Below are 14460 nucleotides of genomic sequence, written 5' to 3' on the forward strand. Positions count from 1 at the left end.
ATGAAAAAGTGGTTATTCGCGCTAATTGCAGTGCCTACATTATTAGTAGGATGTGGAGAAAAAAAAGAGGCTTTACCAGAACCAGTTGTACCTCAAATTCCAGAGGTAGAGATTTTAACACCAAAAGAGGTAGTACTCAATGAAACAATTGAGCTGGCGGCACACGTTGAACAAGGTGGAGAAAACGTTGATGATGCTGTAGTAGAATTCGAAGTTTGGGAATCAGGGAAACGTGATGAAGGACAAATGATTGATGGGAAATTAGAAAAAGACGGCGTCTATAAAGCAACGACTACATTCGATCATGACGGTGTTTACTATATGTATGCACATACTACAGCTAATGGTGTTCATAATATGCCAAAGCAGCAAATTATTGCTGGTAGCCCAGATATGACACAGGTTTTACCAGAGGATGAGAAATCTAATAACAGCATGGATAACAATATGATGAATCATGGTAATGGTACGTCAAATGATGCTGATCATGATGACGAAGAAAAAGATGAAAAAAATCATCATTAAATGCTTGCATTTTTTTTTAAATAGGAATATGATAATGACCAGATGACCGAAATGGTTTTCTGGTCATTTTTATTGAAGTGTACATTAGAGGTACATAACCTAACAAGAAAGGATGTTACTAATGGATCGTAGGCAGGAAATTCTTGAAGCAGCTGCAAAATCTTTTACATTGTTTGGCTACAAAGCAACAACGATGGAGCAAGTGGCGAAAATCGCTAATGTCGGTAAAGGTACGATTTATACATTCTTTGCAAATAAAGAAATTTTATTTCAAGAGATTGCTATGTCACTTGTACGAGAGATGAAGGCGGAAGCAGATGCAGTGTTGGATGCATCAGCAAGCTTTATGGATAATGCGCATAATGCTTTAATGAAAATGCTACAGTTCCGTGAAAAACATCTTTTATTTGCAAAGCTAATCGAGGAAGAAAAAGAATTACGAACACCAGCTGTTAAACAGGTGCTACTTCGCATCGAAACAGAAATCTTATCGTATGTTTCAGAGTTAATACAGCGTCGTATTAAAAAAGGTGAAATTAGAGATTGCGATGCAGAACTGGTCGGTTACTTATTGTTAAAGGCATATCTTGCTTTTGTTGTCGATTGGCATGAGTTACACGGTGATGTAATCCCTGAAGAAAAGATTCTTAATCTTTTCAAGGAAACAATCTTTCGAGGTTTGATTCTAACTTGATTCGGTAAAAGACAGATATAAAAGTGTCGAATCAAGTGTCTTTTTGCAAAATTGCCGAGGTTGACTATTTTTTTTGAATGAAAATGACCAAATGACGTTTTCGGTCAAATAGTTTAGGAGTGAGGATATTATATGATTAAAGCTGAGTGGCTGAAGATCTTTAAAACAAGAAAAATGCTTGTTTCAATCATTGCTGTATTATTTATTCCAGTAATGTATGCAGGTATGTTTTTATGGGCGTTTTGGGATCCTTATGCAGGGCTTCCTAATCTCCCAGTAGCTGTAGTTAATGAGGATACTGGTGCTGAGATGGATGGCGTTAAATTAGACTTGGGGGATACCTTAGTTGATAAATTGATAGATAGCGAACAATTTAACTTTATAGAGGTTTCAAAAGATGAAGCTGAAAAAGGCTTAAATAGTCGTGATTATTATATGATTTTAGAAATTCCAACAAATTTCTCTGTGCATGCTACAACATTATTAGATGACAAACCTTCGAAATTAGTGATGAACTACATTCCAAATGAAGGTCTTAACTTCCTTGGTGCTCAAATTGGTGAGACTGCAATGGATCGTGTCCGTGCTGAAGTAAATTCACAAGTATCAGCAACGTATGCTGAAAAATTATTTGATTCCATTGCAACACTTGGAGATGGCTTTACAGAGGCAGCTGATGGCTCGAATAAGTTAGATGAGGGTGCACAAAAAGTAGCAAATGGTGCAAAAGATTTAAAAGGCTATCTAGAGCAATTAGCTTCAAGCACAGTTGAACTGTCGAATGGGACAGATAAACTGACAAAAGGTGCTGGAGATGCTGCGAAAGGTGCGAATGATTTATCAAGCGGTTTAGTCAAACTACAAGATGGTACTGTCCAATTACAACAAGGTGCACAGCAAGCAGCAAATGGTGCAACTAGTCTTGAACAAGGGTTATCACAATATACTCAAGGTGTTGCAAAAGTTGGGGCAGGTTTAAACACTTTAAACGATAAACAACAACAAATTAGTGCAGGCGCAGCTTCTATTGCTGAAAATGCAGGTGCATTAAATGGTGCAGCCAACCAATTAACAGCTGGTTCTGCGAAAGTGGAGGCAGGCATTACAGCCTTATCTAGCCAATTACAAACGATGATGGCTTCAATGCCTGAGGAACAAGCAGCAGGATTAAAGCAAACATTAGCAGAGCTGCAAGCTGGTAGTGCTAGCGTGCATAACGGCTTAACATCTTTATCTGCTGGTACAGAAAAATTACAGGCTGGTGCTAATCAAGTAAGCTCTGGTGCAAGTCAAATTGCAGCAGGTCAGGCAGAAGTATTAGCTGGTGCAAACGCATTAACGGCTAAAAGCAATGCTTTAATGGAAGGTGCAAAAGGTCTACAAGCAGGTAATGCGACATTAGCTGCAAAATTAGGTGAACTACATGCAGGTGTGAATACAGCTGTAACAGGTTCAAAAACATTAGCATCTGGATTAAATGAATTAGCAAATGGTACAACAACATTAAATCAAGGTACTTCTACGCTTGCTTCGAAATCTGGTGAGCTAGCACAAGGTTCCGCAACACTTGCAGATGGTTCTACAGAGCTTGCAGATGGTACGACAACGTTATCTAGCAAATTAGGTGAGGCTAGTGAAAAAGCAAATGAGGTCAAAGCAAATCAAGACACATATGATATGGTAGGTAGTCCAGTAGAGGTTGAAAAAGAGTCTGTAAACCATGTTCCAAACTATGGTACAGGTTTTGCACCGTACTTTATTTCTCTTGGCTTATTCGTAGGGGCATTATTAATTTCGATTGTGTTCCCATTTGTTGAACCAGCTATCCGACCAAAAAATGGTGCAGCTTGGTTTACAAGTAAAGTGACTGTATTAGCCGTTGTAGGTTTAGTGCAAACATTACTAACAGTAGGTATTGTAAAATGGGGTCTAGGACTTGAAGTAAATAACATGGGCTACTTTATCATAACGGCATTATTAACAAGCTATGTATTTTTAGCCTTAATTCAAATGCTTGTTTCGATCTTTGGTGATCCAGGACGTTTCATCGCAATTGTTGTGTTAATTTTACAATTAACAACAAGTGCAGGTACGTTCCCACTAGAATTAATTCCATCACCATTACAAGTATTTAACAAGCTTTTACCAATGACATATACGGTTCAAGCATTTAAATCAAGTATTTCAACTGGCGATATGACATTCTTAATGCAAAACTATGGTGTTCTAGCTGGATTCTTAGTAGCATTCTTAGCCATTACATTCGGTTACTTCATGCTACTTCACAATAAACGTTACTCTAAAGTAGCAGAAGAAAACTAATAATACATTTGAAGCACTCATCGACTATTCGGTGAGTGCTTCTTTTGGTAAAAGGATATATAGGCAACTATTGGTTTTCTCTATGAATTGGCGTTTTCCTTGCACGCTAGCCCTATTGGAGTCGCCACTAAATGCACAATATCTCTCTATATAAATAAAAACAAAACCATCAATAGCATAGTTGTGAAAGGTGAAAATAGATTTCCGTTGGCTTTCCTGTGGGCGAGCTGCTTCCTCCGCTACCGCTCCGTTTAGAGGCTCGCCTGTCTCGCTATCCCACGGGAGTCAAGTAGCCTTCCACGCCAATCTATAAAAATGTTAACTTTTTAGCAAAGGTTCAAGGGAAGATGTTCACTACTCATTTTATAGAGGGGTGTTGTCACGCAGCACTTCTCCACATGCTTGATTGGAGCGAACGCAGTGAGTGAAGCGGCTTATCGGACACCCCCTGAAAAGGACGCTGACGGAACGGAAATTAATCCCTCGCCTTGACACCACCTTTTTTCAATAACATAAAACAACAGCTGATATGAGCGTATCAGCTGTTGTTTTTGTAAGTGTAAGAGATTTAATTAAGGGTTCATCAAAATATGATGAAGTGTGTCATGATTGCTACGTGTGGGGCACGTATATGACAAATTACAGTATAGGCAAATGCTTATAGGTGGTTACATTTTTCACAAGTGTTGCTGTAGCATTCGCTTTGTTCTTCCATTTTTTCACCGCACTCAGTACATTGCTTTGCAGGTAAATTCTTGAAAAATTCAACTACGTTTTCTAACATTGTGGACTCCTCCTTTAAGTTCATCTGTACTATTACTGTTTTGATATTTCCTAGTGTATTATAACAGATGCTTTTCGTCAACACAAAATGCCTAATTTACGTTAAAATAAATATGGATAGTTTGTGAAGGAGGAAACGTGAACTATGATTTTCGTTGATAATAAAGGGATCCATGATCCACGTATTAACCTTGCTATTGAGGAGTATTTATTAAAAACAATGGACGTTGAGAAAGAGCCAGTGCTTCTTTTTTATATTAACCAACCGTCCATTATTATCGGTAAAAACCAAAATACAGTTGAAGAAATCAATACAGACTACGTAGAGGACAATGGCATTATTGTTGTGCGTCGTTTATCAGGTGGTGGTGCTGTCTATCATGATTTAGGGAATCTTAACTTCAGCTTTATTACAAATGATGATGGTAATAGCTTTATGAATTATAAAAAATTCACACAGCCAGTAGTAGATGCTCTAGCTAAAATGGGTGTCAATGCTGAGCTTTCAGGGCGTAATGATATTCTAGCAGAAGGGCGAAAGGTTTCTGGAAATGCTCAGTTCTCTACAAAAGGACGTATGTTCAGTCACGGCACATTAATGTTTGATACAGAAATTGATGCAGTAGTGTCAGCTTTGAAAGTCAAAAAAGATAAGATTGAATCAAAAGGTATCAAATCCATCCGTTCACGAGTAGCAAATATTTCGGAGTTTTTAAAAGAACAAATGACAGTAGAAGAATTCCGTCTTGAAGTTTTGAAATCCATTTTCGGTGGGGAAGAAAATATTCGCTATTATGAGTTAACAGAGGAAGATTGGGCAAATATACACAAGTTATCCGCAGAGCGTTATCAAACATGGGAGTGGAATTTTGGGAAATCACCACGCTTTAATATTCAAAAAACACATCGTTTCCCAACAGGTGGCATTGATATCCGCCTAGAAGTTAATCATGGTGTGATTGAAGAGGCACATATTTTTGGTGACTTCTTTGGTGTAGGGGATATGGCTGATATAGAACAGCTTTTAGTTGGGACAAACTATGATAGAGCTGCCATTGCTAAGGCATTAGCAGATATCGATATTCCTACATATTTTGGTGGAATTTCAACTGAGGACTTTTTACAATTAATTTATTAAGGAAAATACGGTTTCGTGTAATGTTTTAGCCTAAAGGTTCGCTGACAATTATGTCGTCGAACCTTTTTTTGATACAATATAGAAAGAAAGGAGTGTTGATATGGAAAAGCATCGAATATTCATAGTAGAAGATGATGTCAAGATTGCATCATTACTAGCGGAAACGCTTAGAAAATATCAATACGAAGTTGCAACAATCCAAGAATTTGATCATCTCATCGAAGAATTTACAGCATTTAATCCACATATGGTGCTGCTTGATATAAATTTACCTGCTTATGACGGCTATTATTGGTGTCGCCAGCTACGCCAGCTTACAACATGCCCGATTATTTTCATTTCTGCTCGCTCTGGAGAAATGGACCAAATTTTTGCGCTTGAAAATGGGGGCGACGATTTCATTACCAAGCCATTTAACTATGAAATTGTTTTGGCTAAAATCCGTAGTCATCTACGCCGTACATATGGTGAGTATGCAGCAAGGCAAGAGGAACGGACAATCAAGCAAGGACAGCTTGTACTTCATTTAGAAAGAATGGAGCTACATAAAAATGATTTAGAAATTCCACTTCAGAAAAAAGAATGCATCATTTTAGAGCTGCTTATGGGAAATGCACCGAAAGTCGTGACGCGTGAACAGCTACTAGAGGAGCTCTGGGACGATCAGGCATTTGTCGATGAGAACACGTTGAATGTTAATATGACGCGCGTACGAAAAAAGTTAGCAGATTATCACATAGCATCAACAATTGAAACCGTACGTGGTGCGGGCTATCGGTTCATATTAAGCGCAGGTGAGCTATAGTGGGCTGGAAATTATTCTTACGTGACTATGCATCATTTATTGTGTTCCAGCTCTTATTAGTTGGCTTCATTATGGTCATTTATATGCTAGATGGCTTTCGAAATATTGATACGGCTATTTATTCCTTCTGTATTAGCCTTGTCCTATTAGCTTCATTTTTACTTGTGCGTTATTTAATGCGCCAACGTTATTTGATGAAAATCACTCATCTCCCAACAGCAATGGAGGATGTGCTACAAAAAAACGCAAAAACGCCAGAAGCTATGCAAACCGAAAAGTACATGCACGAGTTGTATCGCCTTTATCAGCATGAGCTGCATGCGCTATATGCAAGTCAAAAAAGACATGATCAGTTTATGAACCAATGGGTGCATCAAATGAAAACACCTATTTCAGTCATTGAATTATTATTACAGGATGACCGACCTCTTGATAAAAAGAACGTACAGGAGGAAATTGATCGTTTACGTAGAGGCTTGGACATGGTGCTTGTTAATGCACGTTTAGAAAATTTTGAGGATGATATGCAAGTGGAACAGGTTGCGTTGAAAGCAATTGTCACTGCAACTGTTAATGAAAATAAACGTTTATTTATTACGAAAAGAGTTTTCCCAGAAATTCATATTGAGGATGATCTTATTGTTGCCAGTGATTCGAAATGGCTTCGCTTCATTCTTGGCCAATTTATTACAAATGCGGTGAAATACACGTTTGAAAGCAATAAAAAAATTGTGATTTCTGCCATTGAAAAGGATGACTATGTACAGCTAGCCATTTGCGATGAGGGAATTGGGATTCCAGCTTCTGATCTTTCACGTGTTACGAAAGCCTTTTTTACTGGTGAAAATGGGCGGAAAACAGGAGAATCTACTGGGATGGGCCTTTATTTAGCCAAAGAAATCTGTGAAAAGCTAGGACATGAATTGGCTATTACATCAGAGGTAGGAAAAGGGACAATTGTGACAGTGACATTTACAAATTAGGGGGCGCTAGGATGGGAGAAGTACGTATAGAAGATTGGGTATTAACTATTGATAAGGAGAAAACAAAAGCTCTTTATATGACACAAATGCAAGAGGGGGATCATTTTGCTTATCAAAATTTCTTGAAGGCAAATGAGAGGCTCGATGAAGAACTATTGCATTTTTCAAATAAGCTTGGGTTAAACTTACAGCAACCTACATTATTGAATGCATTTCCTATCGAAGGTCAACAGATGATGTACAGTGGGTATTATACTGTGTGCGGTGAGATCCTAGAGGGAGAAATAGATGCTTGGGATGTGATTGTTGGGGAGCATTGCTTTAGTTTAGTAGAGGAAGAGTCCGTTCTGACATTAACAGAGCCTCATTTTCAAATCGGCTTTGAGGTCGTATTACAGTGGCTTTTACCACAATCCTTAGAATTAATGAAGAAATAAGGTGAATGACGTATGCCTATTTTACAAATTAAAGATGTGACAAAAGTATATGAAGGTAAAGTGACACATAGGGCATTAAATCAGTTGAGCTTTGATGTAGAAGAAGGGGAGTTTTTAGCTGTTATGGGACCTTCCGGAAGTGGCAAAACGACCTTGCTGAATATTATCTCGACAATTGATGAGCCTACTAGCGGTGAAATCATACTGGATGGCATGAATCCACATAAATTAAATGCAACTGAGCTTGCTTACTTCAGAAGAAGACAGCTCGGTTTTGTGTTTCAGGATTTCAATCTTTTGCACATGCTAACGGTCGAGGAAAATATCGTGCTGCCACTAACATTAGACCAACAGCCTTTAGAAGTAATGGAGGAACGTCTAGCTAGTATTGTAGAAAAGCTCGACTTAACTTCTTTCCTTCATAGACGTCCAAATGAAATATCTGGTGGACAGGCACAAAGAACGGCTATTGGTCGAGCACTTATCCATAATCCGAGTCTGATTTTAGCGGATGAGCCTACGGGTAATTTAGATTCGAATTCTTCACGTGATGTGCTCGAACTGCTAACAAAAGTCAATCAGGATAAACAAACGACGATTGTAATGGTCACACATGATCCGATTGCAGCTAGCTATTGTGATCGGGTGTTGTTCATTAAAGACGGTGAATTTTTCAATGAAATTTATCGAGATGATCGTCGTCAAATGTTTTTCCAACGTATATTAAATGTTTTGAGCTTACTAGGAGGAGGGCAAGTAGGTGACCTTTCGACAATTCGCTTACCGTAATGTCGTGCGGAACAGCCGGATATATGGTGCCTTTTTCATGGCAAGCTTTTTTTCTGTGGCTGTATTTTTTATCTATTCAATGCTAATGTTTCATCCTGATATTGAGCGCGGGATATTAGGAGAGGTATCACTTATCGGGATGGTGGGTGCTGAAATTGTTCTCGTCCTCTTTACATTATTCTTTTTGTATTATTCCATGAGTGCCTTTTTAGAGGCAAGATCCCATGAATTCGCCATTTTATTGCATTTAGGAATGGAAAAGCGCCAGATGAATAGACTTGTCTTTTTAGAGACAATGATTATTGGGTCAGGCTCTATTATTGTAGGTATCGTGTTTGGCTTCTCGTTTTCAAAATTCTTTTTTATGATCGTACGAGAAATTTTGCATTTAGATGAATTACCATTATATGTTTCCTGGCAGCCGTTTTTACTAACAATTGGTGTTTTTACAAGTGCGTTTGTCGTCATTTCATTTATTAGTGTGTATTTTACACGAGAGAGAAAATTACGAGATCTTATTAAAGGCAGTGATTATGTAAATAGCTTAACAACCTATTCCAAAATCCGAGCTATTTACGGTATTGCTTTAATTTTAACGACGTATATTTTAGCGTTTGTTGTAGGACATACGGCATTCATCTGGCTAACTTTATTAATACCATTTTCAGCAACATTCGGCACATATTATTTTTTCAGTGATTCCGTCCCGTGCTTTTTAGATTTAGCACGTGGAAAACGCAAGTTTCATTGGCAACGTTACCGTCTTCTCTCACTAGCTGAACAAACCCATATTATGATGGATAATGTGAAAATGTTTTTCGTTGTTACGATGGTATCAACACTTGCCTTTTTGTCTGTGGGCGTTTTAGCTACTATGTCCTCCTATACAACTCAATATGATCGCTTAAATCCATTAGGGCTGGTTTATAAAGGAGATGTGGATAATCCATTTGAGCGAGAGCATATCAATTCATTGCGACTGCAATTAGAGGAGAAAGGTTTATCTTATCAGCTGTCCCGTTTTATTGTAGTGAAGCAAACCTCTTCTTTCACTCGAAATGAAGTGGAGGTATTTCGAGAGTCCGATATGAATGTTTTGCTTTCTTCGTATAGTTATCCATTACTGAACCTGGGAGCTGGTGAGGCAGTATTTATCCCTTATTCAGAGGATTCGTTAAAAAAATTAAAAAATAGAATTGTGCACACCGTTTTAGAAGAGAATAATATTCCGATTACCATCGATAGTGTCTATCCAAAAATAGTGTTTCCAGGTTCAATTGTAAGTGTCAATTCAATTGTCATTAGTGATGAGGACTTCGCAAAGCTGATTCATCCGATCTCTGATCAAGATATTATTCAACCTAGTTATCATCTATTTACATTCGTTATACCACAATGGATGGAAACAAAAGATATCGGGAGGGCTATAGACCATCTAGAATCCAATTTATATTTTCTTAAAAAGGATAAATTTAGTCCATTTTACTTTGAAAATGCAGGATTAAATTATTCTTATATACTAGCTACCTACTCATTATTTACTTTAGTGGGTGTATTGGTTGCCACTGTATTTTTACTTGCGGCTGGGAGCTTTATCTATTTTAAATTGCATACATCACTTGAACGTGAAAAGCGTAAATTTGATGTGTTAAAGCGCATGGGCTTAACTGATGCGGAGCTGAAAAAGCTTGTTAATCGTCATTTATTTCCTCAATTCTTTTTGCCTTGGGGTGTTGCAATGATGCATAGTGCCTTTGCTTTTCTAATGGTACAAGGTATTTTGAGAGACATAGCAAATATTTCGATTGTAAAAGAAGTATTCTTTGCTTTTGGCTTCTTTGTGTTAATACAAGTAGTCTACTTTTATTTAATTCGTTGGCGTTACATCTCACATATCCGCTCATGATGTCTTTGTTTAAAAGAGAAAAAAATGAATTATTTAACGTAATTTATGACATGAAATAAAAAGATTCATTGTCTTTTAGATACATTTCTTATATAATATTACTGAATAACGATTCATTTTATACGATAAGGGGATGGTGTAATTGAATTTAGTTTCACGTGTTCGCCAACAGGCAACAGAGCAGCCGGAAAAAGTTGCGTATCATTTTATGGGGAAAGATACAACTTACGGGGAATTTGAGCATACAGTTGGTCGTTTTGCAAAGGGATTACAAGATTTAGGTGTTGAAAAAGGGGACCATGTGGCGTTTTTACTCGGCAATACGCCACACTATTTAATTGCCTTGTATGCAACAATGCGTTTAGGGGCAACAGCAATACCAGTTAACCCAATCTATACACCAGATGAAATTTCTTATATTTTGCATAACGGGGATGTAAAAGCAGTCATTGCACTCGACGCTTTGCTTCCATTAGTTGAAAAGGGTGTACAAGCATTTCCACAAGTAAGCACATTTATAGTTTGTGAAACGACGCCAGATATAGCGGAAAAAATGGCAGCGTTATCACCGCAAGCACAAGAAAAAACGCATTTATTTACACAGGTCATCGCCACTGCTGCTGAATCTTTAGAGCCTGTGGAAGTTGCAGATGATGACAATGCTATTATTTTATACACTTCAGGAACTACAGGTAGTCCAAAGGGTGCTATGCTGACACATGGCAATGTGTATTCAAATGCTCGTGATGTTGCCCATTATTTAGGAATCAAGGCAGATGATCGCGTCATTGCTACATTACCAGTGTTTCATGTATTTGCCTTAACGGTTGTGGTCAATGCGCCTTTATTAAGCGGAGCAACAGTTTTACTTACACCTCGCTTTAGCCCTACTGAAATTTTTGCTTTAGCGAGAGAGCAAAAAGCAACGGTATTTGCTGGTGTTCCAACCATGTATAATTTCTTGTATCAATTACCTGAAGGTGATCCTGAAGATTTCTCGACAATTCGTTTGGCCATTTCAGGTGGGGCATCTTTACCTGTTGCACTCTTACATAATTTCGAACAGAAATTTAATGTGCGTGTGTCAGAGGGATACGGCTTATCGGAAGCTTCGCCTGTTACATGCTTTAATCCACTTGATCGTGATCGAAAAGCTGGCTCTATCGGTACATCGATAAGCAATGTGGAGAATAGAGTGGTTGATGTGAACGGTCAGGAAGTACCTGTTGGCGAAGTTGGCGAGCTGATTGTACGTGGCCCTAATGTGATGAAGGGGTACTATAAAATGCCTGAAGAAACGGCCATGGCCATTCGCGACGGCTGGCTCTATACAGGGGATTTAGCTAGGGTAGATGAAGAAGGCTATTTTTACATTGTCGATCGCAAAAAAGATATGATTATTGTAGGTGGCTTTAATGTTTATCCTCGTGAGGTTGAGGAAGTGCTGTTTGCCCATAATAATATTGTAGAGGCGGCGGTGGTAGGCTTTCCAGATCCTAACTTAGGGGAAGCTGTACATGCATATGTTGTGTTAAAAGAAGTAGCAGCCACTACGACAGAAGATCTGCTATCTTATTGTGCCAAGCATATGGTGAAATACAAGGTGCCAAAGATGATTGAGATACTGGATGAACTTCCGAAAAACACGACAGGGAAAATATTACGACGTTCATTAAAAGAAAAAGTTTAAACGAGTATAGCTACTATTGAAAAATGGTAGCTTTTTTTTATGTACATTATTCGTATAATAGTAAAATCAGTTGAGAGTAGTTGTCTGTAAGTGATAAAATCAAACATGTGAAATCTTCTACATACTTTTCAAGAGCTTGTCATATAGTGAGGAAGTAATGTAAAAAGACGTACAAAACTGGAACCCTTTGATGTGAAGCTACGTCAAAGCTTTTAGGTAAAAATACTATTGAAAGAGAGCATACAAAAACATGTTAGAACTCATTAAGGAGTTAATAAGCTTTATTGTGCATATCGATGTGCATTTAGAAGAAATTATTCGTGATTTTGGCAATTGGAGTTATCTGATTTTATTTGCGATTGTTTTTGTAGAGACAGGCGTTGTCATTTTCCCATTCCTACCTGGTGATTCATTGCTATTTGCAAGTGGAACATTAGCAGCTGCAATGGGTGCCTTTGATATGTGGATTTTAATTCCTGTATTTTTAGCAGCAGCTATTTTAGGAGATACGATGAACTATCATATTGGTCATAAGGTAGGAACATCAATCCCTCCAAAGAGCCTCCTCGGAAGAGTTGTTAAAAAAGAACGTATGGAGGCAGCTGAAAAATTCTTTAATACACATGGTGGGAAAACGATTGTTATAGCTCGTTTCATGCCATTTATTCGTACATTTATCCCGTTTGTGGCGGGTGCAAGTAAAATGAAATATAGCTATTTCTTATTTTATAATATCTTTGGTGCAATATTATGGGTATTCAGCTGTACATTACTAGGTTATTTCTTTGGTAATATTCCTATTATTAAAGATAACTTCTCGGTTGTCCTTATTTTGATAATCTTTATATCAGTTGTGCCTGCAGTTATTGGTGCTATCAAATCTAGAGTAGGTAAATAATGAGGACAGTCCTAAAGTGATCAATGGATCATCACTAGGACTGTCCTTTCTTGTGTTATATGTCTAATAGTGACCATACTAAATTAGTGTGAAGTATAAACAACAGGTCGTAAAAATGATATACTATATATTACTAGAATATGAAGAAATGGGGGCAGCGAAATGGAAGTATTTATTGGCAGACAGCCTATTTTTAATCTTCATGAGCAGGTAGTTGCTTATGAATTATTATATCGTGGCAAAAACGTCAATGCCTTTCCAATGGTCGATTCAGATGCAGCAACGATTGACGTACTTGTGAACTCATTTCTTTCAATTGGTTTTGAAGAGGTAACAAAAGGTAAACCGGGTTTTGTTAATTTTACTGAAAACTTATTGATGAGCTCCATTCATGAATTTTTAAATCCTTCACAGGTTGTGATTGAGATACTAGAAGATGTTCCACTTACTCCTCAGTTAGTGGAACGTGTAATTGAGCTAAAAAAACATGGGTTCCAAATTGCTTTAGACGATTTTATTATGGATGAGCATGTGGAAATTTATGATGAATTATTTGAGCAGATTGATTATATTAAGGTTGATTTTTTAGCATCATCTATCGTTAAACGAATGGAAATTGAAGTTAAAGTAAAGGATAAGTTTCCAAACATTCAATTACTCGCTGAGAAAGTAGAAACGCGTCATCAGTTTGAAGTAGCTAAATCTTCTGGCTATGTGTTATTTCAAGGTTATTTTTTTGAACAACCTCAAATAATACGAGCAACAGACATTCCAGCGAATACAATTCAATATATTCACATCATCTCTTTATTAAAAGAAGAAGAGCCAAATATCCAATTATTAGCGGAAAATATCGAACGTGATATTTCATTGACGTATAAATTATTACAAATGATTAATAATTCATCTAAACGATCTAAATCGAAGGTACGCTCCATTAAACAAGCCATTGTGTTACTGGGCGTATCAAATTTACGAAAATGGATCTATTTATTGGCCATGCGAGAAATCGATATAGACGCCAATTCTGATCTTTTTAAAGAAGTGCTGTGTACATCTTTATTCCGAGCAAAGGTTTGTGAAAAGCTAGCGAAGCTTTCTTACAAAAAGAATTTCTCAGAATATTTCTTAGTAGGCATGTTTTCACTCATTGATACGTTGCTTCAAAGACCTATAGAGGTCATTTTACAACAATTACCGTTCTCAGAGGATATTACGAGCACCATTTTGGGCATTGAAACGGATATGACACCCTATCTAGAGTTTAGTATCGCACTAGGGAAGTTAGATTGGCCACGTCTAGAAGAGCTAGCGACACAGTTGAATATTCCACTAGTTGATATTGATCATTTATATTATGAAGCCATGGAATGGGCTGAAAAATCATTTTAAACTGTGCAAAAGCTATCTTAACGTTTCATTTAAGATAGCTTTTTTTATATTTCCACAATGGCATATTCCCTTCATCAAGATGAAGTTCTCAATATGAA

The 14460-nt window shown here is 37.5% G+C and carries 13 protein-coding genes; 12 read left to right on the top strand and 1 reads right to left on the bottom strand.

Features of this window, described 5'->3' with window-relative positions:
- The 3 genes from MHI34_RS11475 (at position 1) to MHI34_RS11485 (ending at position 3541) form a co-directional block, all read left to right on the top strand.
- A complete protein-coding gene (locus MHI34_RS11475; RefSeq protein WP_036128538.1) occupies positions 1-525 on the top strand; it encodes a FixH family protein in 525 nt (174 codons plus the stop codon).
- Positions 526-646: 121 nt separating this feature from the next.
- The gene (locus tag MHI34_RS11480) at positions 647-1219 is read left to right on the top strand and encodes a TetR/AcrR family transcriptional regulator (RefSeq protein ID WP_036128535.1); all 573 of its coding nucleotides are present in this window, start codon (positions 647-649) and stop codon (positions 1217-1219) included.
- 132 nt (positions 1220-1351) lie between these two features.
- Positions 1352-3541 carry a YhgE/Pip domain-containing protein gene (locus MHI34_RS11485; RefSeq protein ID WP_342504446.1) on the top strand — a complete coding sequence of 730 codons (2190 nt, stop codon included), beginning with the start codon at positions 1352-1354 and terminating at the stop codon, positions 3539-3541.
- A gap of 658 nt (positions 3542-4199) precedes the next feature.
- On the opposite strand, the gene yhfH is transcribed toward MHI34_RS11485, so the two are convergent.
- Positions 4200-4325, bottom strand: a complete 126-nt coding sequence (gene yhfH / locus MHI34_RS11490; protein ID WP_004230455.1) for a protein YhfH — start codon at positions 4323-4325, stop codon at positions 4200-4202.
- Between the two features lie 144 nt (positions 4326-4469).
- Between yhfH and MHI34_RS11495 the strand changes: the two genes are divergently transcribed.
- From MHI34_RS11495 to MHI34_RS11535, 9 genes are all read left to right on the top strand, one after another.
- Positions 4470-5462 (top strand): lipoate--protein ligase, encoded by a 993-nt coding sequence (locus MHI34_RS11495; RefSeq protein WP_036128038.1) that lies wholly within the window; start codon positions 4470-4472, stop codon positions 5460-5462.
- Between the two features lie 100 nt (positions 5463-5562).
- Complete coding sequence (locus MHI34_RS11500) at positions 5563-6267, top strand: response regulator transcription factor (RefSeq protein ID WP_036128035.1); 705 nt, start codon at positions 5563-5565, stop codon at positions 6265-6267.
- On the top strand, positions 6267-7250 hold the full coding sequence (locus tag MHI34_RS11505; protein WP_036128032.1) for a sensor histidine kinase: 984 nt from the start codon (positions 6267-6269) through the stop codon (positions 7248-7250). The genes MHI34_RS11500 and MHI34_RS11505 overlap by 1 nt, the downstream gene beginning before the upstream one ends.
- An 11-nt stretch (positions 7251-7261) precedes the next feature.
- Complete coding sequence (locus MHI34_RS11510) at positions 7262-7687, top strand: hypothetical protein (protein ID WP_036128029.1); 426 nt, start codon at positions 7262-7264, stop codon at positions 7685-7687.
- A 12-nt stretch (positions 7688-7699) separates the two neighbouring features.
- Positions 7700-8476 (top strand): ABC transporter ATP-binding protein, encoded by a 777-nt coding sequence (locus tag MHI34_RS11515; RefSeq protein WP_036128027.1) that lies wholly within the window; start codon positions 7700-7702, stop codon positions 8474-8476.
- On the top strand, positions 8448-10382 hold the full coding sequence (locus tag MHI34_RS11520; RefSeq protein WP_036128024.1) for an ABC transporter permease: 1935 nt from the start codon (positions 8448-8450) through the stop codon (positions 10380-10382). The genes MHI34_RS11515 and MHI34_RS11520 overlap by 29 nt, the downstream gene beginning before the upstream one ends.
- Before the next feature lie 142 nt (positions 10383-10524).
- Positions 10525-12072, top strand: coding sequence for a fatty acid--CoA ligase family protein (locus MHI34_RS11525; protein WP_036128021.1), 1548 nt, complete (start codon positions 10525-10527; stop codon positions 12070-12072).
- A gap of 250 nt (positions 12073-12322) precedes the next feature.
- Positions 12323-12970, top strand: a complete 648-nt coding sequence (locus MHI34_RS11530) for a VTT domain-containing protein (protein ID WP_036128018.1) — start codon at positions 12323-12325, stop codon at positions 12968-12970.
- Between the two features lie 162 nt (positions 12971-13132).
- Positions 13133-14362, top strand: coding sequence for an HDOD domain-containing protein (locus MHI34_RS11535; RefSeq protein ID WP_036128015.1), 1230 nt, complete (start codon positions 13133-13135; stop codon positions 14360-14362).
- Positions 14363-14460: the final 98 nt, after the last annotated feature.

This window comes from Lysinibacillus sp. FSL L8-0126 (genome assembly GCF_038630385.1).
Taxonomy (GTDB): Bacteria; Bacillota; Bacilli; order Bacillales_A; family Planococcaceae; genus Lysinibacillus; species Lysinibacillus fusiformis_D.